Here is a 24,412-nt window from a genome sequence, read left to right as displayed (position 1 = left end):
GGGGATATGAGGATGGGAAGAGGGACGAGAAGCCTGCTGTATCTGGGATTGTCGCTCGGCATGTTGCTGTTTGCCGTGCCGAGACTCGATTTTGGCGGCGGATGGTCGCTGCCTTCGGTGTTCGGCGTAGTGTGGTGCGCCTTCGCGCTGCTGCTCGTGGCTGCGCATCTGCACGAGCTGCTCGGGGTGGAAGAGGAGACGAAGCGCGAACTGCTGAAGGTCAAACGGATGAAGCGCTGGCAGCTCGAACAAGCGGTGCAGGGGCGCCGCAAGCTGCTGCAGGTTAAGAAGTAAGGGGGGTGTGCGCTGCATGCGGCACGTAAGGAAGGATGCGTCCGGGACCATCCGCGCTGCGCCCGAGACGCGGGGGTGGGGATCCTTGCATGGAGCCCATGTGCGCAAATAAGGGAGGCGGGACCCGGTCAAGAGGGGTCCGCAGGAGCCCCAAAAGCCCGCCCGTCCCTATGGAAAAAGGACGCTGCGGGCTTTTTTGCTATTATAGAATTTATAAAATTGTGGGGTTACGCATAGATGAGTAAATAACAGCTGCTGGAACCCATACCCGTCTTTCCCCACGCACAAACGTTTGGACAAGCACTCGAAAGGACCGTCCGGGCATCCGGACGGTTTTTCTTATAAGCGAAGGAAGCCAGCCGCCGCTCTATGGGTAGTAGAAGCTTCCGGGGCTACACGAGCAGGGCGATCGTCAGGAGATCGAACAGCGCCAAGGGAAGAATCACGTTATTGTAATACGGATTGAATGGCGGGTAACCGTACGGCCCGGGAAAGAGGGCGCGGCTGTGTTCTGGAGGAAGCTGCAAATAGATGTGATAAGCGTCGATATGGACGATCACACCCTCATGATACTGTCCGTGGGTCGTATGCACCCGGACGGGTTTGTGCAGATGCTGCGTGCAGATGCTGTGGATTTGTTCGCGGCATTTGTGCAGCGTATCGATGACCGTCGTGTCGGCTTCATAGATGGCCTGGGGCTGCTGGGCACTCGTCGGCATAGGGGAAGACACCTCCTGGGTATGTAAAAGCTGTTACCATCCTATGCGGCAGTCCGGTCTTTCTTGTACATTTTATTCGTAAAAGGCGTCCGGGCCCCGCGAACCCGCTTAGCTCAGGGCAAGCGACAGACTGTCGGATGCCGCCCGGATCAGCCGGGGGTCCCCGGTATCTTGGGCATACAGCAGCAGGGTGACATGCGTGAACACCGTACGGAAGCGGGCCAGGATCTCGGTATGGGGATCGACCGGACCGTAGACCGAATAGAAGCGCTGCCGGCCCTCCGGGGGAAGGAAGCTGTAGACCAAGGAGAGATCCACGGCGGGATGCCCGAGATGCGCATCGCCCCAATCGATGACGCCGCTCAAGGTGCCGGTGGGCCCTACGATGATATTGCGGATATGCGGATCCCCATGGACGAGAACGGTTGTCCCGCCAGGCTCCGGGCGGGGGCTTTGGAGCGCCTCCGCATAGGCATGCAGACGTTCGTCGTGCCATAACCCGGACTCCGCAAGCTTGCGGATATTCCCGAGCAGCGCCGGCTTGCGCCATGGGACATCGAGACGGCGCAGCTCGTCGGCCGGCACGCCGAGCTCCCGCGCCCGGCCGGAAGGCAGGGCGTGCAGCTTGCGGAAGAACGCCGCGAGAGGCTCCGCCGAGCGCATGCGCTGCTCCCGGGTGAGCGGCCCGGGGCAGGATCCCTCGACGAGCCGGTATCCGAGGAACGGCCAAGGGTAGGCGTCACCCGGGGTCCCGTAATAGAGAGGCTCGGGAATCGAGAGAGGAAGCTCCTCTTCGAGGAGCCAAGGGAGCAGCCGCCGCTCCAGGCGGATCAGCTCCGCCGAGATTTCCCTGCGGGGGAAGCGGAAGATATACGAGCCGTTCACGAGGTAGACCGTGTTGTCGAAGCCTTCACCCGCCCGGGCCAGCCGCACCGGCCGCAGCTCCGGGAACTGCCTTTCGATCAGCCGGCGGGCTTCTTCCTCGCTTGCAACGTGTTGGGCGCTCCAGAGTGCGGCCATGATGCTGCCTCCTTTTTTGTACCTGCTATGTTATACTGGGGTAATACAGCACTATTACAGTGAAGATGAGGGTGGTAAGACAGATGGCGGAGCATGAAGGGGGATGGCAGGAGGCTGCCACCAAGCATGAACAGATTCTAAAGTATATCGAAAGCCTCAAGATTGGAAGCAAAATCTCCGTCCGCAAAATCGCGGAAAAGCTTGGGGTCAGCGAAGGGACGGCCTACAGGGCGATCAAGGAGGCGGATACGATCGGCCTGGTCGCTACCAAAGAGCGCGTAGGAACCGTCCGGGTGGAGAAAAAACTGCGCGATCATATGGACAAGCTGACGTTCGCGGAAGTCGTCAACATGGTGGACGGGGAGCTGCTCGGCGGACGCGGGGGGCTCGAGAAGACGCTGCACAAGTTCGTGATCGGCGCCATGCAGCAGGATGCGATGATGCGCTACATCGATCCGGGTTCCCTGCTCATCGTCGGCAACCGGGCCAAAGCCCATATGTGCGCCCTGGAACAGGGAGCGGGCGTGCTGATTACAGGCGGCTTCGGAACGAGTCCGGAGGTGAAGGAGCTGGCGGACCGGCTGGAGCTGCCGATCATCTCCTCTTCGTACGACACGTTCACCGTCGCCTCGCTGATCAACCGGGCGATCTATGACCGGCTCATCAAGAAGAAGATTCTGCTGATCGAGGACATCGTGCCATCCCCGATGCAGGTCTATGTCCTGAAGGCGCACCACACGCTCCGCGACTGGCAGAAGATGCACGAGGAGACCGGCAACAGCCGGTTTCCGGTTGTGGACGAGTGGAACCGGGTGATCGGGATGATCACCTCCAAGGATCTCATCGGGGCGGAGCCGGGGCAGACGGTCGATAAGGTGATGACCCGGAATCCGGTCACGGCCCATCCCGGCACTTCGGTCGCTTCGGCGGCCCATATGATGGTGTGGGAGGGCATCGAGCTGCTGCCGATCGTCGATGCGGGGCGCAAGGTGATGGCTGTCGTCTCGCGCAAGGATGTGCTCAAAGCGATGCAGCACATCCAGCGCCAGCCCCAGCACGGCGAGACGTTCGAGGACCTGATCTGGTCCGGATTCGCCGAGGAGCGGGACCGCTCCGGACAGCTTCTCTTCCGCGGCACGATCACCCCGCAGATGACCAACCGTCTCGGCACGGTATCCGAAGGGGTGCTCGCGGTACTGATGACGCAGGCGGCTTACCATGCCGTACAGGACGTGAAGAAGGGCGATCTCGTGCTCGATAATATGTCCTCTTACTTCGTAAGGCCGGTGCAGATCGATTCCCAGGTGGAGCTGCGGCCGCGGATCATCGAGGTGTCCCGCAAGTTCGGCAAAATCGATGTGGAGATGTTCCACGCCGGCGTGCTCGTAGCCAAGGCGATGCTGACGGCGCAGGTGTTCGACCAGTCCTAGGGCCGGAGAGTCTGCTGTGTTTTCCCTGAGTTCCGGTACCGCACGCCGGCGTGCCTGCAGCTGCCCGCTGCCGCGAGCCGTTAGTCGCCAAGCCAAAGAGCCCTTCCCGGAGGAAGGGCTCTTTGGCTTGTTTCCGGCGTGCCGGTAGCAGCTCCAAGGCAGCAGGTGTTCCGTTTGGTATTCCTCCAAGTGAACGACGTTCGGGAGGGAGCAGCACGGATCACGGGCATTAGAGCCGGCTGAAGTGGATATGATTGCGTATGCCGGCAAAAAGATTGAATACGCCGAGCAGGAGGCAGACGGTTCCGAAGATACGCCGCATGACGGAATCATGCAGGAAGAACAGCTGGGTAACGGCCAGGATGACGAGCATGATGCCCATGGCGATATTCATCCGGGAAGAATACAGGCCGCGGAGCCGGGGATCCGCCTCCCTGCGGTAACGGAAGCTGTAATAGACGGAGAAGGCCAGAGCGATGACGATCAGCGTGCTGAGCGCCAGCTGGATATTCGCAAGCATGGAGGGAAGCACATCCTTAAGGGAGATGGATTGTCCCCCTTTTGGGGGAAGTCATTCTCCACTTTAGCGATTTCGGCCTGCAAAATCAACAGGGAGAGCGCCGTCATGGCGTAGGCAGGCGTTTCCATTCCTTCAAGGTTACCCACACCTTGAGCTCCGTCTGGGTCAGCACGATCCACCGGACTCCGAGGACCATGTAATCCCTGTCGAGCACGCCGAGATACGGTTTCTCGGTCAGGATGCTCTCATACACCTCGGGCATGGCGGCGAAGTCGGAAATTTTGCGTCCGATCACTACTTTCTTCAGATCGCCGTTGATCCGCTTGCGCAGCTCGCTCTCCGTCAGCGTGTCGAAGGGGGTTCCTTCGTCCGAAACGACGAAGACGTTCAGCTTGTTGATCGTGGTCTGCTGATTTTTGGTTTTTTTGAGATCGGCGATCTCTCCCTCAAGTTCATCCTTCTGCGCGTGGAGCTGCCGGTTATCGACGATAACCTGGTTCAGCCGCTGATTGTAGATGCTGAGGAACAGGGCGGCCCCGATGATCATACCCGACACCAGGAGGCCGGTCGTACGCATATAGGCGACGAAAAAGCCGGGAGGGGGAACCTTCACGACGCCCCTCCATGGCCGCAGATCCACTTAATCAGCGTGGTGCCCATATGCGCTCCCACGAAAGCGCAGACGATATACAGGATCTGCTGGATCGCCGGCGAGATGTGCCCGTCGTGAAAATGGGTCTCGATGGCCCGGATCGGATCGATGGTGCCTCCGATGGCGGCCACCATGGCCCAGATCTTGATCTGCTCCGCTACCGTCTCCATGCGGTGGACCGGCGGGTCCAGCGTGATCACCGCGCAGATGCCGGCGAGCATCGTCCCGCCGAGCACCACCCCGAAGGCGACGAAGAAATCCAGCAAACACTTGGTCAAAAAGGACGCCATGATCGTGTCACCCTTTCTTCTTGCAGGGGCGGGGGTTCCCTGCTTCCAACCGGCGGTCTTGGTCCCTGCTCCCCGTGGAGCGAGCGGCCGGCTCGTCCCCCGCGCAGGTGCAGCCGCCGGATGTCCATTGCATTGATGGTAAGAAGTATATGCCGCAATCCCCTGGACATGACTCGCAATCCGGGCCGCCCGATACATATGGCACACGTGTTCGCCTTGTGCTAGAATAATCATAAGACAGATAAGAACGTGAGGAGGCGGCCCGGATGGGCGAGTTTGTCCATTTGCATGTGCACAGCGAATACAGTCTGCTGGACGGCGCCGCGCGGATAGAAACGCTGGTTTCCCGGGCGGCGGACCTCGGCATGACTTCTTTGGCATTGACGGATCACGGGGTCATGTATGGGGCGATCCCGTTCTACAAAGCGTGCAGGGAGCGGGGAATCCGGCCGATTATCGGCTGCGAGGTGTATTATACCTCCGGTTCCCTGAAGCAGAAGGGCTCGCGCCAGGACCAGCCGATCTACCACCTGATCCTGCTCGCGAAGAATGAGCAGGGTTACCGGAATCTAATGAAGCTGGTGTCGGTGGCGCATCTCGAGGGCTATCATTACAAGCCGCGCATCGATCCCGAGCACCTGCGCAGGTACAGCGAGGGCTTGATCTGCACGAGCGCCTGCCTCGGGAGCGAAGTGTCGCAGCATTTGCTGCACGGCAGGTACGACGAGGCCAAAGCGGCGGCAGAGCGGTACCGGGATATCTTCGGGGAGGACTTCTTCCTGGAGCTGCAGGACCACGGCCTCACCGAGCAGAAGAAAGTGAACCAGGATCTGATCCGGCTCGGACGCGAGAGCGGCATTCCGCTGGTGGCTACGAACGACGTGCATTACGTATATGAGCCGGATCATGCGATGCAGGATGTTCTCATCTGCATCGGTACGGGCAAGACGGTCGAGGACGAAGACCGGCTGCGCATCCATTCGTCCCAGCTCTTCTTGAAGAGTGCGGAGGAGATGGGGAGGCTGTTCCCGCATGTGCCGGAAGCGATAGAGAATACGCGGGTCATTGCGGAGCGCTGCGAGCTGGAGCTGGAGTTCGGCCGCTCGATCCTGCCGCAGTTCGATCCCATACCCGAAGGGCTGCATGCCGGGGACTACCTCGCCCAGCTGTGCCGGGCCGGCCTGCAGGAGCGCTACGCGGCGCTCGAAGAGTGGGAGGACGAAGCCTGGCGCAGGGGAGTGGAAGAACGGCTCCAATACGAGCTCGGCGTGATTGAGCGGATGGGGTATTCGGATTATTTTCTGATCGTGTGGGACTTCATCCGCTTCGCCCATGAGGAAGGGATCGTGACGGGACCGGGCCGGGGCTCGTCGGCGGGGAGCCTTGTCGCTTACGTGCTGAAGATCACCGACGTCGATCCGATCCGGTACAACCTGCTCTTCGAGCGGTTCCTGAATCCGGACCGGGTGTCGATGCCCGATATCGATATCGACTTCAGCGACCTGCGCCGTGACGAGGTGATCGACTATGTCGTGCGCAAATACGGCCGCGACCGTGTCGCGCAGATCATCACCTTCGGTACGATGGCCGCCAAGGCGGCGGTGCGGGACGTGGGCCGGGCGCTGAACCTGCCGTATAACGACGTGGACAAAGCGGCGAAGCTCATTCCCGGCCAGCTCGGCATGACGCTCGAGGCTGCGCTGCGCGCCTCGCCGGAGCTGAAGGCGCTGGCGGATAAGCAGCCGAAGACGGCGGAGCTGCTCGAGATGGCGATGAAGGTGGAAGGCATGCCGCGTCACGCCTCTACGCACGCCGCGGGCGTCATTATCTCGCGGGAGCCGCTGACGCAGTATGTGCCCCTGCAAGAGGGGGGGGAGCAGACGGCGCTCACCCAGTATCCGATGGAGCACCTGGAGTCGATCGGCCTGCTCAAGATGGACTTCCTCGGGCTGCGCACCCTGTCGATCATCGAGCGTTCCCTCGAGTGGATCCGGGAGCGGACGGGGCGGACCATCGATTGGAAAACGGTGTCGATGGAGGATCCGCACACCTATGAGATGCTCGGACGGGGCGATACGACCGGCGTGTTCCAGCTCGAGTCGCCGGGCATGCGCCGGGTGCTGAAGGATCTGCGGCCGACGGGGTTCGAAGACATCATCTCCGTGCTGGCCTTGTACCGGCCGGGTCCGATGGAGTTTATCCCGAAGTATATCCAGTGCAAGCACGGCCAGCTTGAAGTGGAATATCCCCATCCGGTGCTGGAGCCGATCCTGAAGGATACGTACGGGATTATCGTCTACCAGGAGCAGATCATGCAGATCGCCTCTCTCATGGCGGGCTTCTCGCTTGGCGAAGCGGACCTGCTGCGCCGGGCGGTGTCGAAGAAGAAGCGGGAGGTGCTCGATGAGGAGCGCGCCCACTTCGTGGAAGGCAGCCGGGGCCAAGGCTACAGCGAGGACGAGGCGAATAAGGTGTACGACATGATCGTGCGCTTCGCCGATTACGGCTTCCCGCGGGCTCATGCGACGGCCTATGGCGTGCTTGCGTTCCAGACGGCCTACCTCAAGGCGCACTACCCGGTCGACTTCATGGCTTCGATGCTGGCGGCCGTGACGGGCAGCCATCACAAGGTCGCCGAGTATTCGGACGACTGCCGCAAGATGGGCATCGCCGTGCTCGGGCCGGACGTCAATCAGAGCGGCGTGCTCTTCACGCCTGTGGGCTCCGGCAGGGAGACCGCCGGCGGCGGACCGGCGGACCCGGATTCGCCTCCGGCCGCAGACTCCGGCTGCGGATCCATCCGCTTCGGCCTCGCCGCGATCAAGAACGTCGGCACGAATGCGATCGAGTCGATCATCAAGGAGCGGCAGTCCGGCCCGTACCAGAGTCTGATCGACTTCTGCCGGCGGGTCGACCTTCGGGTGTGCAACAAGCGGGTGCTGGAGTCGCTCGTCCAGGCGGGCGCGCTGGACTCGCTGCCGGGACACCGTTCCCAGTTGCTGGCCATGCTGGAAGACGCGGTGGACGCCGCCGTCAAGTGGCGCAAGGACCGCGATGACCTGCAGCTCGTGCTCGACGGGTTCGTGGAGGAAGTGTCCTGGGAGGTGGAATATCCCGTGGTGGCGCCTTATTCCATGACGCAGAAGCTCGAGCTCGAGCGGGAGCTGCTCGGTCTATACATCTCGGGCAGTCCCCTTGACGACTTCGAGGAGGTGCTGCGCAGGCTCGAGCCCGATTCGCTGGCGCAGCTGCCCCAGTACTCCGACGGCAGCGACGTCAAGGTGTCGGGGCTGGTCATCAGCAGCAAGACGATCGTAACGAAGAAAGGCCTGCCGATGGCCTTCATGGAACTCGAGGACCGGGTCGGCAAGGCCGAAGTCGTCCTCTTCCCCGAAGTGTGGAAGCGGTGCGCTCCGGTCGTCCAGAAGGGCCGCCCGGTACTCGTCTTGGCGAAGCTGCAGCTCGGCGACGAAGACTTCAAGCTGCTCGCGGACCAGGTGGTCGCGCTGGACGATCCGCAGCTTGAGCAGAAGGCCGTGAAGCCGGCGCCCGGCGGGTATGGCCGGGGCGCGGGCACAGGCCGGCCGGCGGGCGGAGCGCCCCAGGCCGGCGGGCGTGCCGGAGCGGCGCCTGCGGCCTCCCGCGGCGCTGGCGCCCGTCCGGGCCCGCCCGCTCCCGCAGGCGATGCCGCGCAGGCGGCCCCGGGCGGGAGCGCCGTCCGGAGCGCGCAGCCCGCGTCCGCCGCAGCGGGCGGGCCGGCGCCCGGCCGGCGGGCCGCCCCGCCGCCGGCATCCCGGCCGTCAGGCGGCGCCCCGGCAGCGGCTGCCCGTACGGCGGCGGTGCAGCGCGTATACGTGCGCATCTCGCCGAAGCATGAAGAGCCGGCAGTCCTCGCCGAGCTCAAGCGGCTCATTACCGAACACGGCGGTCCCCTCCCGGTGGTGCTGTACTACGAGCAGAGCCAGAAGACGCTCGGCCTCAGCGACCAATATCAGGTGAAGCCGTCGCCCGAACTGTTCGGACGCATCGAAGAGCTGCTTGGCCAAGAAAGCGTCCGAGTCAAATAAGCGTTCTTACGGTTTTGCGGCGATGCGCTTAGGTCTGCCGTCTGTGGTCCTGGACTAGTTTATTGTTTTTGTAAATTCGTCGCGGTCGTGGGGGCTCCATCGGATGTTGTTATTTAAGTAAATTCGGAAATAACCCCTGCCTTCTCCGCATACATTTAGTAACCCGTACGAAGAACCGGTGCAAGCAGCCGGTGGATGGCGCTGCGCGTGTTGCGAATGGAACCCGGAGGAGGCGTTTTTAATGACCAAAGAACCCATTATCGAATGCTTGGAGAAGCGTGGCGTCACGATAGACAGCATCGCCGAGATCGTTCACCAGCTCCAGCTGCCCTACAACCCGGCCTTGTCCAAGCAGGCCTGCGTCGACAGCGTTCTGACGGTTCTCCAAAAACGCGAAGTACAGTACGTGCTCTATACGGGGATTGCGCTCGATGAGCTTGCGGAGAAGAAGCTGCTGCCGCAGCCGCTGCAGGGGCTCCTGGAGACGGACGCCTCCCTGTACGGTGTGGACGAGACGCTCGCGCTCGGCATCGTGCACGTCTACGGAATGATCGGACTCACTAGCTTCGGCTATTTGGATAAGAAAAAAATCGGGATTATTCGGGAGCTCAACGATCATTCGACAGGCATCCATGTGTTCCTTGATGACCTGGTCGCAGGGCTTGCCGCCGCAGCGTCGGCGCGGATTGCCCACCGCCAGCAGGACGATCTGGATGTTCGGGGAGGCGGCGGGTGAGGTCTGATTTTGCCGAAAAAACGCTGATTGTCAAAGGAAATGAGCACCTGCCGAAAGACCCCCCTCGGTTGCGGGAAAAAGTGGAGTTATGATATCATTATTCCATTATGTTCGTGATCCAGGCAGCATGTGCGGCGGGTGCGTTCTAGCGGCCCCTGGATCACCTAGATAAACGCGCCTGACCTTGAGCTTGTTGGCGAATTCGTTTATCCCGGGGGAGGGTCTTTTTTCATGTGGACGGTAATCTATATCGCTCCGACCGCCAAAATTGCTGACAAGATCAAGCAAAGACTAACGGATGAGGGCTTTCTTGTACAAGTGCGAGCAATCAACATGACGAAGAACCAATTCGAGATCGTCGTTCCCGAAGGTGAACTGGAAGAAGTTCAAGAGGTACTGAACTCTATTCTGCATAGATCTTAAGGATAAGCGGTGTGTCAAGGGAATGAGAAGCAAACCGCAAGCGAGGTGTAGTCGTGCAATTTAAAGACTTGTTTCAGAAGAAGAGAAAATACGCCACCGTCCCTACGACGGACAGGCCTGCCCAGAACCGGGTAATGGATGGAGCTATTGATATTCCGGAAGAGAGGCCGCGGCGGGAAATCCCCGAAGGCCTTATGAACAAATGCCCGAGGTGCGGGACGATTCAGTACAACAAGGAGCTCGACAAAAACCTGAAGGTCTGCACGTCCTGTGACTACCATTACAAGCTGAGTGCGGTGGAACGCATCCAGATGACGATGGACGAAGGCATGTTCGTAGAGTATGATGCGGAGATGTCATCGGAAGATCCGCTCGGTTTCCCGGATTACGGCAAGAAGTATGCAAAAGCGGTGGAGTCCACCGGCATGCAGGATGCGGTCATCACGGGCGAAGGCAGCATCGGAGGCTATCCGGTGGTTGTGGCCGTTATGAGCTTCGACTTCATGGGCGGATCGCTCGGTTCCGTAGTCGGCGAGAAAGTAGCCAATGCCGTGGAGAAGGCCATGGAGAAAGGGCTTCCCTTGATCATCTTCTCGACTTCCGGCGGCGCCAGAATGCAGGAGAGCATCCTCAGTCTCATGCAGATGGCGAAGACCTCTGCAGCCATTGCCAGGCTGAACGAGCAGGGCGGGCTGTATGTGTCGGTCATTACCGATCCGACGTTCGGCGGGGTGTCCGCCAGCTTCGCTATGCTTGGAGATTATATTGTGGCCGAGCCCGGAGCTGCGTTCGGATTCACGGGACGCCGGGTCATCGAGCAGACGATCAAACAGAAGCTGCCGGACAACTTCCAGACATCGGAGTTTAACCTCAAGCACGGGCAGGTGGACGTCGTGTCCCACCGCAAGGAGCTGCGCAGCACGCTGACCCGTCTTCTTGGCATGCACACCCCAAAGGAGGAAATCGTTCATGGCAAGTGAAATGCCCTTTGAGCAGCCGCTTGTGGAGCTTCGGGCCAAAATCGAAGAGCTCCGCAAGTTCAGCAGCGATAAGCAAATCGATTTCTCCGATGAGATTGCGCGTCTGGAGCAGCGGCTGCATCAGCTGGAGTCGGAGCTGTATGCCGGCATGTCCACCAAGCACAAGATGCAGGTGGCCCGCCATCCGCAGCGGCCGACGACACTGGATTATATCCAACACCTCTTTACCGATTTCATGGAACTCCACGGAGACCGCCTGTATGGGGACGACCTCGCCATCGTAGGCGGTATTGCCCGTTTCAACGGAATCCCGGTGACGGTTGTCGGCCACCAAAAAGGGAAAGATACTAAGGATAACATTGCTAGGCATTTTGGCTGCCCGCACCCGGAGGGCTTCCGTAAAGCGCTTCGTCTGATGAAGCAGGCGGACAAGTTCCGGCGTCCGATCATCACCTTCATCGATACCAAAGGCGCGTTCCCCGGCAATGCGGCAGAAGAACGCGGCCAGGGCGAAGCGATCGCCCGGAATCTGATGGAGATGGCGGCCATGCGCGTGCCGATCCTTTGTGTCGTCATCGGGGAGGGCGGCAGCGGCGGAGCCTTGGCTCTGGGCGTTGGCAACCGGGTCTTCATGCTGGAGAACGCGATCTACTCCGTCATTTCGCCGGAGGGCGCGGCTTCCATTCTGTACAAAGACGCGTCCAAGTCCATGGAAGCGGCCGAGGCCATGAAGATTACCGCGGATGAAATCTTAAAGCTCGGGGTCATCGACGGCATTATTACGGAACCCAAGGGCGGAGCCCACCGGGACCTGGGCGCACAGGCGGAATCCATCAAGGCGACGCTCTGGAGCGCGCTGCAGGAGCTCATGGCCCTGTCGGAGCAAGAGTTAATGGAAGACCGTTACAACAAGTTCAGAAACATAGGCCGATTCACAACCATTCAGGAGGGTAACCCTAATCATGCGTAAAACCAAAATTGTCTGTACGATCGGACCCGTCAGCGAATCGCTCGACATGTTCAAGAAACTCATCAATGCTGGGATGAATGTAGCCCGTCTCAATTTCTCCCACGGGGACTTCGAAGAGCACGGCAACCGGATCAAGAATGTCCGTGAAGCCTGCCAGGAGCTCGGCAAGAGCGTTGCGATTCTGCTCGATACCAAAGGTCCGGAAATTCGCACAGGCAAACTGAAGGACGATCAGAAAGTCGAGCTCGTACAGGACAACCTGATCACCCTGACGACAGAAGAAATCATCGGCGATGCCGAGCGCGTGTACATTACTTACAGAGATCTGTACAAAGATGTGCGCATCGGTTCCACGATCCTGATCGATGACGGTCTGATCGGCTTGACAGTCGAAGACATCCGCGGAACGGACATCGTCTGCCGCATCAAGAACGGCGGTCTGCTCGGCGGCAAGAAGGGCGTTAACGTGCCGGGCGTGAAGATCAACCTGCCGGGCATTACCGATAAGGATGCCAATGACATCATCTTCGGTATCCAGCAGGGCGTGGACTTCATCGCAGCCTCGTTCGTCCGGAAGGCGAGCGACGTGATCGAAATCCGCGAGATCCTGGAGCGCCACAATGCCAAACACATCCAGATCATCTCGAAGATCGAGAACCAGGAAGGCGTAGAGAACCTCGACGAGATTCTTGAAGTGTCCGACGGTCTGATGGTAGCGCGCGGCGACCTCGGCGTGGAGATTCCGGCCGAAGATGTGCCGATCGTGCAGAAGGCGATGATCAAGAAGTGTAACCAGGCGGGCAAGCCGGTTATTACGGCTACGATGATGCTCGATTCCATGCAGCGCAACCCGCGTCCGACCCGTGCGGAAGCGAGCGACGTGGCGAATGCCATTTTCGACGGCACCGATGCGGTCATGCTGTCCGGTGAGACGGCTGCCGGCAAATACCCGGTAGAGTCCGTGCAGACGATGGCCCGTATCGCCGAGCGTGCCGAGTCGGCTCTCGAGCACCGCGAGATCTTCATCCGCCAGAGCAACGCCCAGCAGACGACGGTCACGGAAGCGATCTCCCAAGCTGTGGCGAACTCCGCGCTGGATCTGGACGCGAAGGCGATCCTGACGGCTACCGAGAGCGGCTATACGGCCCGCATGGTGTCCAAGTACCGTCCGAAGGCGCCGATCATTGCCGTGACGCCGGATGAGAGAGTGCTGCGCCGTCTGTCCCTCGTATGGGGCGTGGTACCGATCAAAGGCGAAATGTGCACGTCTACGGACCAGCTGTTCGAGCACGCGGTAGACACGAGCCTCAAAGCGGGTCTGGTTTCCCTCGGCGATCTCGTTATCATTACAGCAGGCGTACCGGTAGGCCGCTCCGGAACTACGAACCTCATCAAGGTTCATCAGATCGGCGAGATGATTGCCAAGGGCCAAGGCATCGGCACCCAAATCGCTACAGGCAAGGTTGTAACGGCCCGTACGGCCGAAGAAGCCGTCGCCAAGACATCCGAGGGCTGCATCCTCGTCACCCTGACGACGGACAAGGACTATATGCCTGCGTTCGAGAAAGCGGCAGCCGTCATTACCGAAACCGGCGGGATCACTTCCCACGCGGCGGTGGTAGGCATCTCCCTGAGCAAGCCGGTCATCGTCGGCGTCGAGAATGCGCTTGAGATTCTCAAAGACAATGCGGAAGTGACCTTGTATCCGGAAGTGGGCGTCATCTACTCCGGCCGCGCCCGCGTTCTGTAATCCCATAGCTGTTCCATAAGCGAAACTGATTCCGGTTTCGCTTTTCTTTTTGTCCCGTCATATTCATGTAAAGGAAATGTAAATCAGGGACGGGAGTCCCATTTGTTTTTGCTACTTTCCTGCTTTATCCATTAAAATAAGGTAAAGCCTCATATTCTTGCCTGGGGAAGAGGTACGCTTCAACCGTGTACGGGTAATAGAGGACGGGTGCCGCCTGGGGAAGCGGGAGGCGGCCTGGCTAGGACTTACAACAGAAACAAACGAAAGAAGGTCTGGAGAAGTTGGGAACAGAAAAGGCAGACCAGCTGCCGTGGTTTACCTATGAAGTCCGCGTACGGTACGAAGAAACCGATCAAATGGGCGTAGTGTATCACGCCAATTATCTCACCTGGTTCGAGATTGGACGCACGGAGATGATCCGAAGTCTGGGCATGCCCTATCATGCGCTGGAAGACAGAGGACTGCTGCTGCCCTTGACGGATGCGGAGCTCAAGTTCCGTCTTCCCGCCAAGTATGACGACTGGATTACCATCCGGGTGCGGGTCAGCGCATACTCGAATCTGCGCCTCACGTTTGCCTGCGAGATCAAGCGCGGAGAAGAGCTGCTTGTTACCGGGGAGACGAAGCATGTATGGGTTAACCGGGACTGGCGGCCGACGCGTATTGATAAGGAAGCGCCGGATTTATACGAACTCATCAGGACTTCTACGTATTGTTAAGAATTTTTAAATAAATCATGTCTGAAGTTTGTCTTTCTTTACATAAAATTTACAAAACCCCGATGTTCTCTTAACAATGTCGAATTACGATGAAAAGAGTTGAAAAAAAGGATAGAATACCGCGAATTGCCATGGAGGTTTGGGTCACTATGAAGGAAACTGCTGCTCGTGAGGCGGCTGCCGCCAACCATTATTTGAACCGAGATTTGAGCTGGGTGGAATTCAACTGGCGCGTGCTGGAGGAAGCACAGGATCCTACTACGCCGCTGCTGGAGAGAGTCAAGTTTCTGTCTATCGTTTCATCGAATTTGGATGAGTTTATGAGTGTCCGGGTTGCCGGGATCGTGGACCAGATCAAAGCAGGCTATACCAAAAAAGACTTCACAGGCTATACGCCGGCAGGGCTGTTCAAGCGCGTGATGAAACGGTCGGCGAAGATGGTGGCCGAATTGTACAGGACCCACCGGGAGATTATGAGGCAGCTGGCCCGGGAAGGGATTCTTCTGACCAGTTATGATGAACTCAATGCTACGCAGCGCAAAGCCATGGATGAATATTACCATGAGATCGTATTCCCCGTATTGACGCCGATGGCAGTCGATCAGGCGCGGCCTTTTCCGCTGGTCCATACGCAATCTCTATATTTGGCCGTCGTGTTGATGAAAGAAGGGGAAGACCCCGAAGAGGAGCCGTACTTTGCGATTCTGCAGGTGCCTTCCAACCTGAACCGGTTCCACGAAGTTCCCTGCCGTACGAACAGCAAGAAGCACGAATACATATTGCTCGAGACCTTAATCGAACATCACATCCATACCCTCTTCAGCGGTTATACGCCGGTGTCCGTGCACGGTTTCCGGCTCACGCGCAATGCGGATCTCACATTGAACGAGGAAGGAGCCGAGGATCTGCTGGAGGAGATCGAGATTCAGCTGCGCCGCCGCCGCTGGGGGGCTCCGGTCCGGCTCGAGGTGCAGCGGGGGATTCATCCTTATGCCCTGCAGCAGCTTATTGAGGAATTCGAAATCTCGGATAATATCTTCGAGATCGACGGACCGCTCGATCTTACCTTCTTCATGAAATTGTCGGGTTCCCTGCAGGGATACGATCACCTTCGCTATCCTCCTATCAAACCCGTATATCCTGCGGAGCTGGAGAATGAGGACGATCTGTTCCAGAAGCTCCGGCAGCAGGATGTTCTGGTGTATCACCCGTATGAGTCCTTCGACGCCATGACGGACTTTGTCACCCAGGCCGCCGACGACCCGCAGGTGCTCGCGATCAAGATGACGCTTTACCGCGTCAGCGGCAATTCGCCGCTCATCCAAGGGCTGGCCCGGGCCGCGGAATCCGGCAAGCAGGTTACCGTCGTCGTCGAACTGAAGGCGCGATTCGATGAAGAGAGGAATATCGCGTGGGCGCGGAAGCTGGAGCAGTCGGGGTGCCATGTCGTGTACGGGCTGGTCGGACTCAAGACGCATGCCAAAATCACCCTGGTGGTCCGCCAGGAGCCGGATGGCCTCCGCCGCTATGTGCACGTGGGCACTGGGAATTACAACGACAATACGGCGAAGCTGTATACGGATGTGGGGTTGTTCACTTCCGATAAAATCATCGGGGAGGATGCGTCGGCCCTGTTCAATGAGGTGACCGGCTATTCGGCCCCGCATAACTGGAAGGCCTTCGGTGTGGCGCCTACGGATCTTATGGATAAACTCATCGAGAAGATCCGCCGGGAAGCACGCAACGCAAACGAAGGGAAACCGGCGCATATTATCGCGAAATTCAACTCGCTGTCCAACCAGCAGATGGTCGATGAATTGTATGCCGCTTCCCAAGCGGGCGTCAAGATTGATCTCATCATCCGCGGCGTATGCTGCTTACGCCCGGGTGTGCCGGGACTCAGCGAGAACATTACGGTCCGCAGCGTCGTAGACCGCTTCCTGGAACATTCGAGAATTTTCTATTTCGAGAATGGGGGGGACGAGGAAATTTACTTAGCGAGCGCCGATTGGATGACCCGGAACCTGACCCGCAGGGTGGAGCTCATGTGCCCGGCTTTCGATAAGGGGATTCAACAGTCGCTGATCCGTATCCTGCAGCTGAACCTCGACGATAACGTCAAGGCGCGTCAGCTGCAGTCCAACGGCATGTATGGACGGGTGGCTCCGGCGGAGGGAGAACCTGCGCTCCGAAGCCAGTTTGAGGCGATGAGGATCAGTTCGTGGAAAACGAAGGCTCGTGAATTTTAAGCTGCAGGCCCCATACTTTTTTGAAATCCTTCTGAAGTGCTTCGACCTCTCTGTATTCCGCCGAGGGGTCGTGGAGCGTCAGGAGCCGCAGGTGAAGCGACGTATTCTCGGAGAAGGCAGCCGTGACGTCAATCGCCTGGGTCTCGCTTACATCCAGGGCGACCGCCAGCTGCAGCAGCGTACCGAGCTTGGCGATAAGGTCGACGTCGGACTCTTTCAGAATATCTTTATAAGGCTGGACCGCCTGCAGGGTCCGGCTTTTTGTTTTGTACGAAGCGATGGCAGCGCACAGGAGAATCTCCCGGTGGCTGAGGCCGTCGATCCGGGTCTGGGCGATGATGTGGAACGAATGCTTCGGATATTGGTAATACTGGAGGGAGGCGCCGATCCGGTATAATTTGGCCGCGATGTGCAGGCACATCCGCAGCCTCGGCGAGTACCGGTGGGTGCCTCCTTCCGCCAGCGCGTCATAGAGCTTCAGCACCGTCCGGCATACACGCTGGATATGGGCCTCCGGGGCGGTGGAATGCAGGGCGAGCAGGTTATCGGAGCTCATCTCGGCGATCGGCTGGTCGGCGCTGGCGGCCGGACAGAATGTCTCGAAGAAGAGTCCGTCGCGCAGCCCGGCGCCGCTGATGATATAATGCGAGCCCCTGACGGCCTGGAATACCGTCTGCAGGATGATCATGCCGGGTACAATGATATCGAACCGGTCCTTGGACAGCCCATCGACCTTTTTGCGCTTCTCCGCGGGCAAGCCCGGCAGGATGGAGACGAGCTCGTCGATATCGGAAGCGGGCAGGTGGTAATTGTGCGTTTGCTGCAAGGAATAACGCCGGCGCCGTTGATTGATCTTGCAGAGGGTCCGGACGCCCCCTCCGAGGCCGACGAGCGGAAGGCCGGGAGTGGAGGCGATCCAGGGCTCGCGCGACAAGGCTTCACTGGTCATCTCGCGGATCGCTTTGAGCTGCGCCTCCCCGAAGTCGCCGCCCGGGGCGAATTTGCGCGTAGTGTTGACGGCGCCGAACGGGAAGGAGACGCTGTTCACGAGCTTCCGGTCGCGGAACAGGGAGATCTCCGTACTCCCGCCGCCGATGTCGATCAGATAGCCATCTGTAATATCCATGGTAAGGATCATGCCGAGGAAGCCGAGGCGGGCCTCGTCCTGGCCGGACAGGATTTCGATCGTCCAGCCGGTTTCCTTCGCCAGAATCTCCTGAATTTGCTCCGTATTGGTAGCATTGCGGACCGCCGCGGTCGCCGCAATGCGGCACTCGCTCACCTCATGGGAGCGGCAGATCCGTTTGAAGTGGGAGAGAATCCGGGCCAGTTCCTGTATCTCTTCAGGAGGGAGCGCGCCGTCGGGACCGATCTTTTGGCTGAGCCTCGCCGATTCTTTGAATTCGCTGATTACCCGGTACGCACCGCCGGCTTCCAGCTCATAGATCGCCAGCCGGATGGAGTTCGATCCGATGTCGATGATGCCGATTCTCCTGGAGTTGCTCATGCCTCAGCCTCCTGTAATGGGTGTGGGTGAAATATCCCCCTTATTTTAACACCGTTTTGGAGCCTGTCCAAACTTTCCGAATAATTAGGCGGGGGATAAGAAATGCTTCTATTGGGAGCTTTTGCATGAAGGAATCGTACGGGGAAACCTGGAATGGGGGAGAGAGCAACATTTCCATTGCGAACGAGAAGGAACGGTTTCGGTAGTAAGGCGAAAAAGGAGCCGCGAGTGCCGTGGCAAATCCGTAAAGTTGTGAAAAGGCCCGTCATAGGGTATGGTGATAAGGGGAAATGAGGGTTTCCGGTGGGAACTGACCGCAGACGTATCGCAGGAAAACGGACACTAGATATTTGTTAAAAGGTTTTCCTATCGTGCTGATAATGAACTTTTATGTCTAAATTTGTTCACATCGGTTGGTAAATCCTTTATAGTAGAGTTATGTGAAATTGAACGCCAAAGGAGAGATTAACTTGACTGCCACCAAAGGTTTGGAAGGAATCGTAGCAACAACGTCTTCCATCAGCTCCATTATTGACGGTGTGCTCACCTACCGCGGCATCAATATTGACGACCTCGCGGAGAACGCTACGTTCGAAGAAGTCGTGTATTTGCTCTGGTATGGTAAACTGCCTAATCGCTCCGAGCTGAACCAATTGATCCAGGATCTGAGCAGCAGTGCGGTGGTACCGACTGAAGTGCTCGATGGAATCAAGCTGTACCCTAAAGACGTGAATTCTATGGCTGCCCTCCGTACGGCCATCTCCTCGTTGGCACTGTACGATGCGGAAGCTAACGATATGACACCTGAATCGAATCTGCGCAAAGCGATCAAGCTGCAGGCGCAGCTGCCAACGATCGTGGCTGCTTTTGCCCGCATTCGTCAAGGCCAAGAACCCATTGCGCCTAAATCCGGCGTATCCCTCGCGGAAAACTTCCTGTACATGCTGACAGGCAAAAATCCGGAGAAAATTGCAATTGAAGCTTTGGACAAAGCGCTGGTCCTCCATGCGGATCACGAGTTGAACGCTTCTACTTTCGCGGCACGCGTTACAGTTGCTACGCTGTCCGATATCTACTCCGGCGTTACTTCGGCTATCGGCGCCCTCAAAGGTCCTCTGCACGGCGGAGCGAACGAAGCGGTTATGGCGATGCTCGAAGAGATCGGTACGGCTTCCAACGTAACGGCTTACATCAATGAGAAGCTGGCGAACAAAGAAAAAATTATGGGCTTCGGCCACCGTGTCTACAAGAACGGCGACCCGCGTGCGAAGCATCTCATGAAGATGTCTGAGGAGCTCGGCAAGATCACGAACAACATGAACTGGTACGACATGTCCATCCAGATCGAAGAACTCGTGACAGGCCAGAAGGGCCTGAAGCCGAATGTGGACTTCTACTCCGCATCCGTCTATACGTCGCTCGAGATTCCGCGCGACCTGTTCACGCCGATCTTCGCGATCTCCCGTACGTCCGGTTGGACAGCGCACATTCTCGAACAATACGAGAACAACCGTCTGATCCGTCCGCGGGCCGAGTACACGGGTCCGTCCCACCAAGCCTTCATTCCGATCGAACAGCGCTAATCGGAATATAACGCAGCTTATGAACGGGCTGCTGCGGTACGGCCGTGATCTCTTCCGCAAGAAGGGAGCCGGCCGCCGCAGCTCCCGTGTCTTTTTGAGTGTGAAGGCAGCAGAAAGAACGTCTACATAGTTACAGCAGCTGACCTCATGCTCAACATAATAGATGAACTTTTATTTATACCCAAGGGCCCGTGCAAACCGGCTCCAAATTACTCGAGGAGGCAATACCAATCATGGCTCAATTCGAACAATATGCACTTCCTACAGAAGGCGAACGCATCACAATTACGAACGGCAAACTCAACGTGCCTAACAACCCGATCATTCCTTTCATCGAAGGCGACGGTACAGGCCCTGACATCTGGGCGGCTTCCAAGCGCGTGCTGGATGCAGCGGTAGAGAAAGCATACAAGGGCGAGAAGAAAATCGCATGGTATGAAGTGTTCGCCGGCGAGAAAGCCTTCAACCAATTCAACAACTGGCTGCCTGCCGATACGCTGACAGCCATCCGCGAATACATCGTAGCGATCAAAGGACCTCTGACAACGCCAATCGGCGGCGGTATCCGTTCCCTGAACGTAGCCCTGCGTCAAGAGCTTGACCTGTATGTCTGCTCCCGTCCGGTTCGTTACTTCAAAGGCGTGCCTTCCCCGGTAAAACGTCCTGAGCTCGTAGACATGGTCATCTTCCGTGAGAACACAGAAGACATCTATGCCGGTATCGAGTGGGCTGCAGGCTCCGATGAAGTCAAAAAAGTTCTCGAATTCCTTCAAAATGAAATGGGCGTTAAGAAAATCCGCTTCCCTGAAACGTCGGGTATCGGCGTGAAGCCGGTTTCCTCCGAAGGTTCGAAGCGTCTGGTTCGCGCGGCTATCGAATATGCAATCGAGCATAACCGCAAAACCGTTACCCTCGTACACAAAGGCAACATCATGAAGTTCACGGAAGGTGCCTTCAAAAACTGGGGCTACGAGCTTGCTGAGGAAGAGTTCGGCGACAAAACCTTCACTTGGGCACAATATGACCGTATTAAAGAAGAGCAAGGTACAGACGCAGCGAACGCCGCTCAAAAAGCTGCTGAAGCCGAAGGCAAAATCATCGTAAAAGATGCTATCGCCGACATCGCGCTGCAGCAAGTTCTGACTCGCCCAACCGACTTCGACGTTATCGCTACGCTGAACCTGAACGGGGACTACCTGTCCGACGCTCTGGCTGCTCAAGTAGGCGGTATCGGCATCGCACCAGGCGCCAACATCAACTATGTTACCGGACACGCGATCTTTGAAGCTACGCACGGTACAGCTCCTAAGTATGCAGGTCTGGACGTCGTTAACCCGGGTTCCGTTATCCTGTCCGGCGTAATGCTTCTTGAGCACCTCGGCTGGCTGGAAGCGGCTGAGCTGATCTACAAAGGCATGGAAACGGCGATCAACAACAAAACCGTTACTTATGACTTCGCCCGTCTGATGGAAGGCGCGACAGAAGTGAAGTGCTCGGCGTTTGCTGATCAAATTATTGCCAATTTTTAAGTGAATCCTCCCTCCAAACCTCCCTCCAGAGGGAGGCCCCAGGGATTTCGCCCCCTGGACCACGAACGGCTGTCGGTACGTGCGGCAGGTGTCGCTCCCATGGAGTGAGGGTGCTGGGAACGCGTTCCTCTCGAATGAACCCCGTCATCGGCCTTCCGGCCGCTGTCGGGGTTCGTTCGAGACACGCTTCCATGCGTGCGGGCTGCTTCGATGGGACGGGGGAACGTGGATCGCGTCTGTCCCCGGGCGGCTTGAGCTGTCGCCAAGCACGCCGGGGACACGCTTCCATGCGGCGCAGGGCATGTGTGAGGGGAAGCGACTTTGCTGGCGCAAAGCGGCTCCCCCTCGGGCACACTCTGCAACAGCAGGCGGCTTCGCCGACCTGGGAAGAGCGGGGACAGCAGGCGGCTTCGCCGACCTGGAGAAGAGCGGGTAGTGCGGAGAGAGCAGGCGGGCTTCGCCGGCCTGGGAAGTGCGAGCGGGAAGAAGCGGGCGGCTGTGCCGACCCGGAAGAGCGGAAGAGATAGTCGGCTTCGCGGATCTGGAAAGCAAAGAACAAACCACTACATTCCATAGGAGGTAATTCTCATGGCTATCCAACGTAAGAAGATTACGGTTGTGGGCGCGGGCTTCACCGGCGCAACGACTGCCCTGATGCTTGCACAAAAAGAACTCGGTGACGTAGTGCTCCTCGACATCCCGCAGCTTGAGAACCCGACTAAAGGTAAAGCGCTCGATATGCTCGAAGCTTCCCCGGTTCAAGGTTTTGATGCGAAGATCGTAGGTACGTCTTCTTACGACGATTCCGCGAATTCCGATATCGTCATCATCACGGCTGGTATCGCCCGTAAGCCGGGCATGAGCCGCGACGATCTCGTGAACACGAACGCAGGCATCGTGAAATCCGTTTGTGAGAACATCAAGAGAACGTCTCCGCAGTCGATCGTCATCATCCTCTCCAACCCGGTAGATGCGATGACTTATGTGGCCTTCGAAACGCTGGGCTTCCCGAAGAACCGCGTAATCGGCCAATCCGGCGTGCTTGATACGGCGCGTTACTGTACATTCATCGCGCAAGAGCTGAATGTATCGGTAGAAGACGTGCGCGGGTTCGTCCTTGGCGGCCACGGCGACGACATGGTTCCGCTCGTTCGTTACTCCAATGTAGGCGGTATTCCGATTGAGAAGCTGATCCCGGCTGACCGTATCGACGCGATCGTGAAGCGTACGCGTACAGGCGGCGGCGAGATCGTCAACCTGCTCGGCAACGGTTCCGCCTACTATGCGCCGGCTGCATCGCTCGTCCAAATGACGGAAGCGATCCTGAAGGACAAGAAGCGCATCATTCCTTCGATCGCTCTGCTCCAAGGCGAGTATGGCTACGACAACCTGTTCATGGGCGTGCCTACGCTGCTCGGCGGCGACGGCATCGAGAAGATATTCGAACTCGAGCTGCTGCCGGAAGAGAAAGCCGCTCTGGACAAGTCGGCTGACTCCGTCCGCAACGTGATCAAAGTGGTAACCGGCTGAATCGTTACCTCTCCGCAACCAGTCTTCGGCATCGTGCCGGGGGCTGGTTTTTTTGGACTATTAGAATATAGGGAGAAGGGGACGATAGGAAGTGGAAGCGAGATCCAAATCAAGGGCCCGATCCAACCGACGTACATGGCGGTTTGCGTTGTCCTGTCTGACTCTTGTACTGCTCGGGTTGGCCGCGGCGGGGGTTGTCTATCTTCGCCCGTATGGAGCGGATGAGCAGGCCCGTTACGCCATGAACGGCAGTACGGCCGTCGAGGTGAAGCAGGAAGCGCATTGGCTGCATTTTGAGCCGCAGGCGTCCGGAAGGCCGGCCGGGTCCAAGCCGCCGGCCCGGATCATTCTATATCCCGGCGGCTTGGTCCAGCCGCAGAGTTATGCGCCGCTGGCTTCCCGCTTGGCAGAGAAAGGATACCCGGTATCTATCGCGAGAATGCCGCTGAATCTGGCGGTGTTCGGAGAAGACCGGGCTGAAGAGCTCCTACAGCGGGAGCCACAGGCGGATGTTGTGATCGGGGGCCATTCGCTCGGCGGTTCGATGGCTGCCAGATTCGCGGCATCGCACCCGCAAGAAGTCCGCGGCGTCTTTTTGTTGGCGGCGTATGCGGATGAGGGAGGAAACTTACGGGACGCCGGGCTTCCGGTGTTATCTTTGACCGGAACGAACGACCGGGTGGTGAATGCGGAGCGGATGCAAGCCGGCAGGGCGTATGTTCCGCCGGATGCCGTCTATCTATCGGTCGACGGAGGGAACCACGCCCGGTTCGGAAGCTATGGTCCGCAGAGGGGAGACGGGGAGGCGGCGATCCCGGCGGAAGAGCAATGGGAGCGCACAGTGGAGGCCCTGCGGGCTTGGGGGCCGCTGAAGAGGGAGCCCTGATGTAATGGCAGCGGTCACAACGTCCTGAGGAATGTGCCCCATCATACTGTGTTTGGTCGGCTGCTGCATCGAAATCGAAACAAGTGGAAGGTCTCTCCGATATCCAATCCATTGCCGTAAGTACCGGCAGCTATTATGCACTAAAGAAGGATGGAAGCGTTTGGGCATGGGGACATAAAGAAGGTGGGCAATTAGGTGACGGTACAAATAAAAACAAAACCAGCCCTGTTAGAATTGAATCACTCCATAATCAAGTAAAGGGATTAACGCATATAAAGAAGATTTCAGCTTCTTCAACGAGCTATGCGGTTTCTGCCCTAAAAGAAGATGGAACACTTTGGGTATAAGGAGACTCCATCATAAAGCTTACAATAGGAAGTGAAAAAGCATATTTGAATGATCTAGAGGTACCTCTTGATGCTAAACCGGTAGTTGTGAATGGTTCATCACTTGTACCTGTCCGTTTTATTGCGGAATCACTTGGGGCTAAAGTGGCCTGGAACGATACTACTAAATCGGTAATTCTTAAAACGGAGTAAGGATTTACCAGGGCCCGCG

General features: G+C 58.1%; 23 protein-coding genes. 17 read left to right on the top strand and 6 right to left on the bottom strand.

Features of this window, described 5'->3' with window-relative positions; genetic code table 11:
* The first annotated feature begins 12 nt into the window (after positions 1–12).
* The gene (locus O9H32_RS02595; RefSeq protein WP_269864219.1) at positions 13–294 is read left to right on the top strand and encodes a hypothetical protein; all 282 of its coding nucleotides are present in this window, start codon (positions 13–15) and stop codon (positions 292–294) included.
* A gap of 392 nt (positions 295–686) precedes the next feature.
* Here the strand turns inward: O9H32_RS02595 and O9H32_RS02590 are convergent, their stop codons facing one another.
* Together O9H32_RS02590 and O9H32_RS02585 are read right to left on the bottom strand one after the other, a co-directional pair.
* Entirely contained in the window at positions 687–1,013 is a 327-nt protein-coding gene (locus O9H32_RS02590) for a hypothetical protein (protein WP_269864217.1), read from the bottom strand.
* Positions 1,014–1,121: 108 nt separating this feature from the next.
* Positions 1,122–2,033, bottom strand: a complete 912-nt coding sequence (locus tag O9H32_RS02585) for a phosphotransferase (protein ID WP_269864215.1) — start codon at positions 2,031–2,033, stop codon at positions 1,122–1,124.
* An 83-nt stretch (positions 2,034–2,116) separates the two neighbouring features.
* On the opposite strand from O9H32_RS02585, the gene O9H32_RS02580 reads away from it, so the two are divergent.
* A complete protein-coding gene (locus O9H32_RS02580; RefSeq protein ID WP_269864214.1) occupies positions 2,117–3,463 on the top strand; it encodes a DRTGG domain-containing protein in 1,347 nt (448 codons plus the stop codon).
* Positions 3,464–3,692: 229 nt separating this feature from the next.
* On the opposite strand, the gene O9H32_RS02575 is transcribed toward O9H32_RS02580, so the two are convergent.
* The 3 genes from O9H32_RS02575 to O9H32_RS02565 all read right to left on the bottom strand — a co-directional run bounded on the left by O9H32_RS02575 (position 3,693) and on the right by O9H32_RS02565 (position 4,925).
* Positions 3,693–3,983, bottom strand: a complete 291-nt coding sequence (locus O9H32_RS02575; RefSeq protein ID WP_269864211.1) for a YtpI family protein — start codon at positions 3,981–3,983, stop codon at positions 3,693–3,695.
* Between the two features lie 103 nt (positions 3,984–4,086).
* Positions 4,087–4,596, bottom strand: a complete 510-nt coding sequence (locus O9H32_RS02570) for a hypothetical protein (protein ID WP_269864209.1) — start codon at positions 4,594–4,596, stop codon at positions 4,087–4,089.
* On the bottom strand, positions 4,593–4,925 hold the full coding sequence (locus O9H32_RS02565; protein ID WP_269864207.1) for a YtrH family sporulation protein: 333 nt from the start codon (positions 4,923–4,925) through the stop codon (positions 4,593–4,595). Before O9H32_RS02565 ends, O9H32_RS02570 begins: the two co-directional genes overlap by 4 nt.
* 266 nt (positions 4,926–5,191) lie before the next feature.
* On the opposite strand from O9H32_RS02565, the gene O9H32_RS02560 reads away from it, so the two are divergent.
* The 8 genes from O9H32_RS02560 to ppk1 all read left to right on the top strand — a co-directional run bounded on the left by O9H32_RS02560 (position 5,192) and on the right by ppk1 (position 16,819).
* Positions 5,192–8,992 carry a DNA polymerase III subunit alpha gene (locus O9H32_RS02560; protein ID WP_269864205.1) on the top strand — a complete coding sequence of 1,267 codons (3,801 nt, stop codon included), beginning with the start codon at positions 5,192–5,194 and terminating at the stop codon, positions 8,990–8,992.
* Between the two features lie 241 nt (positions 8,993–9,233).
* A complete protein-coding gene (locus tag O9H32_RS02555; protein ID WP_269864203.1) occupies positions 9,234–9,728 on the top strand; it encodes a phosphatidylglycerophosphatase A family protein in 495 nt (164 codons plus the stop codon).
* A 231-nt stretch (positions 9,729–9,959) separates the two neighbouring features.
* Entirely contained in the window at positions 9,960–10,151 is a 192-nt protein-coding gene (locus O9H32_RS02550; RefSeq protein WP_269864201.1) for a glutamate decarboxylase, read from the top strand.
* A gap of 53 nt (positions 10,152–10,204) precedes the next feature.
* Positions 10,205–11,131, top strand: a complete 927-nt coding sequence (accD, locus tag O9H32_RS02545) for an acetyl-CoA carboxylase, carboxyltransferase subunit beta (RefSeq protein WP_269864199.1) — start codon at positions 10,205–10,207, stop codon at positions 11,129–11,131.
* Entirely contained in the window at positions 11,121–12,101 is a 981-nt protein-coding gene (locus tag O9H32_RS02540; RefSeq protein WP_269864197.1) for an acetyl-CoA carboxylase carboxyl transferase subunit alpha, read from the top strand. Before accD ends, O9H32_RS02540 begins: the two co-directional genes overlap by 11 nt.
* The gene (pyk, locus tag O9H32_RS02535) at positions 12,094–13,851 is read left to right on the top strand and encodes a pyruvate kinase (protein ID WP_269864195.1); all 1,758 of its coding nucleotides are present in this window, start codon (positions 12,094–12,096) and stop codon (positions 13,849–13,851) included. The genes O9H32_RS02540 and pyk overlap by 8 nt, the downstream gene beginning before the upstream one ends.
* A 356-nt stretch (positions 13,852–14,207) precedes the next feature.
* Positions 14,208–14,570, top strand: a complete 363-nt coding sequence (locus tag O9H32_RS02530; RefSeq protein WP_406627246.1) for an acyl-CoA thioesterase — start codon at positions 14,208–14,210, stop codon at positions 14,568–14,570.
* Between the two features lie 149 nt (positions 14,571–14,719).
* Complete coding sequence (gene ppk1, locus O9H32_RS02525) at positions 14,720–16,819, top strand: polyphosphate kinase 1 (RefSeq protein ID WP_269864191.1); 2,100 nt, start codon at positions 14,720–14,722, stop codon at positions 16,817–16,819.
* Here the strand turns inward: ppk1 and O9H32_RS02520 are convergent.
* Positions 16,785–18,326 (bottom strand): Ppx/GppA phosphatase family protein, encoded by a 1,542-nt coding sequence (locus tag O9H32_RS02520; protein WP_269864189.1) that lies wholly within the window; start codon positions 18,324–18,326, stop codon positions 16,785–16,787. The two genes, ppk1 and O9H32_RS02520, sit on opposite strands and share 35 nt — an antisense overlap.
* A gap of 470 nt (positions 18,327–18,796) precedes the next feature.
* Here O9H32_RS02520 and citZ point away from each other — a divergent pair, with 470 nt between their 5' ends.
* The 7 genes from citZ to O9H32_RS32840 all read left to right on the top strand — a co-directional run bounded on the left by citZ (position 18,797) and on the right by O9H32_RS32840 (position 24,393).
* Positions 18,797–19,909: a citrate synthase gene (gene citZ, locus O9H32_RS02515; RefSeq protein WP_269864188.1), complete on the top strand. Its 1,113-nt coding sequence runs from the start codon at positions 18,797–18,799 to the stop codon at positions 19,907–19,909.
* A 233-nt stretch (positions 19,910–20,142) separates the two neighbouring features.
* Positions 20,143–21,438: an NADP-dependent isocitrate dehydrogenase gene (gene icd / locus O9H32_RS02510; RefSeq protein WP_269864186.1), complete on the top strand. Its 1,296-nt coding sequence runs from the start codon at positions 20,143–20,145 to the stop codon at positions 21,436–21,438.
* Between the two features lie 134 nt (positions 21,439–21,572).
* Complete coding sequence (locus O9H32_RS02505) at positions 21,573–21,965, top strand: hypothetical protein (RefSeq protein ID WP_269864185.1); 393 nt, start codon at positions 21,573–21,575, stop codon at positions 21,963–21,965.
* 61 nt (positions 21,966–22,026) lie between these two features.
* Positions 22,027–22,968: a malate dehydrogenase gene (gene mdh / locus O9H32_RS02500; RefSeq protein WP_269864184.1), complete on the top strand. Its 942-nt coding sequence runs from the start codon at positions 22,027–22,029 to the stop codon at positions 22,966–22,968.
* A 148-nt stretch (positions 22,969–23,116) separates the two neighbouring features.
* The gene (locus tag O9H32_RS02495; RefSeq protein ID WP_269864183.1) at positions 23,117–23,854 is read left to right on the top strand and encodes an alpha/beta fold hydrolase; all 738 of its coding nucleotides are present in this window, start codon (positions 23,117–23,119) and stop codon (positions 23,852–23,854) included.
* An 83-nt stretch (positions 23,855–23,937) separates the two neighbouring features.
* Positions 23,938–24,201 carry an RCC1 domain-containing protein gene (locus O9H32_RS02490; RefSeq protein WP_269864182.1) on the top strand — a complete coding sequence of 88 codons (264 nt, stop codon included), beginning with the start codon at positions 23,938–23,940 and terminating at the stop codon, positions 24,199–24,201.
* A 9-nt stretch (positions 24,202–24,210) separates the two neighbouring features.
* Positions 24,211–24,393 (top strand): copper amine oxidase N-terminal domain-containing protein, encoded by a 183-nt coding sequence (locus O9H32_RS32840; protein WP_406627245.1) that lies wholly within the window; start codon positions 24,211–24,213, stop codon positions 24,391–24,393.
* The last annotated feature ends 19 nt before the right edge of the window (positions 24,394–24,412 follow it).

Origin of the sequence: Paenibacillus caseinilyticus, from assembly GCF_027533645.1 — a bacterium.
GTDB classification, from domain to species: Bacteria; Bacillota; Bacilli; order Paenibacillales; family NBRC-103111; genus Paenibacillus_G; species Paenibacillus_G caseinilyticus.
Note: the sequence above shows the minus strand (reverse complement) of the source record. Positions and strands in the feature narration are given on the sequence as shown.

Coding starts and splice junctions, on each gene's coding strand:
- O9H32_RS02595 (WP_269864219.1), top strand. CDS start 13: ATGGGAAGAGGGACGAGAAGCCTGCTGTATCTGGGATTGTCGCTCGGC.
- O9H32_RS02590 (WP_269864217.1), bottom strand. CDS start 1,013: ATGCCGACGAGTGCCCAGCAGCCCCAGGCCATCTATGAAGCCGACACG.
- O9H32_RS02585 (WP_269864215.1), bottom strand. CDS start 2,033: ATGGCCGCACTCTGGAGCGCCCAACACGTTGCAAGCGAGGAAGAAGCC.
- O9H32_RS02580 (WP_269864214.1), top strand. CDS start 2,117: ATGGCGGAGCATGAAGGGGGATGGCAGGAGGCTGCCACCAAGCATGAA.
- O9H32_RS02575 (WP_269864211.1), bottom strand. CDS start 3,983: ATGCTTGCGAATATCCAGCTGGCGCTCAGCACGCTGATCGTCATCGCT.
- O9H32_RS02565 (WP_269864207.1), bottom strand. CDS start 4,925: ATGGCGTCCTTTTTGACCAAGTGTTTGCTGGATTTCTTCGTCGCCTTC.
- O9H32_RS02560 (WP_269864205.1), top strand. CDS start 5,192: ATGGGCGAGTTTGTCCATTTGCATGTGCACAGCGAATACAGTCTGCTG.
- O9H32_RS02555 (WP_269864203.1), top strand. CDS start 9,234: ATGACCAAAGAACCCATTATCGAATGCTTGGAGAAGCGTGGCGTCACG.
- O9H32_RS02550 (WP_269864201.1), top strand. CDS start 9,960: ATGTGGACGGTAATCTATATCGCTCCGACCGCCAAAATTGCTGACAAG.
- O9H32_RS02540 (WP_269864197.1), top strand. CDS start 11,121: ATGGCAAGTGAAATGCCCTTTGAGCAGCCGCTTGTGGAGCTTCGGGCC.
- pyk (WP_269864195.1), top strand. CDS start 12,094: ATGCGTAAAACCAAAATTGTCTGTACGATCGGACCCGTCAGCGAATCG.
- O9H32_RS02530 (WP_406627246.1), top strand. CDS start 14,208: ATGGGCGTAGTGTATCACGCCAATTATCTCACCTGGTTCGAGATTGGA.
- ppk1 (WP_269864191.1), top strand. CDS start 14,720: ATGAAGGAAACTGCTGCTCGTGAGGCGGCTGCCGCCAACCATTATTTG.
- O9H32_RS02520 (WP_269864189.1), bottom strand. CDS start 18,326: ATGAGCAACTCCAGGAGAATCGGCATCATCGACATCGGATCGAACTCC.
- icd (WP_269864186.1), top strand. CDS start 20,143: ATGGCTCAATTCGAACAATATGCACTTCCTACAGAAGGCGAACGCATC.
- O9H32_RS02505 (WP_269864185.1), top strand. CDS start 21,573: ATGAACCCCGTCATCGGCCTTCCGGCCGCTGTCGGGGTTCGTTCGAGA.
- mdh (WP_269864184.1), top strand. CDS start 22,027: ATGGCTATCCAACGTAAGAAGATTACGGTTGTGGGCGCGGGCTTCACC.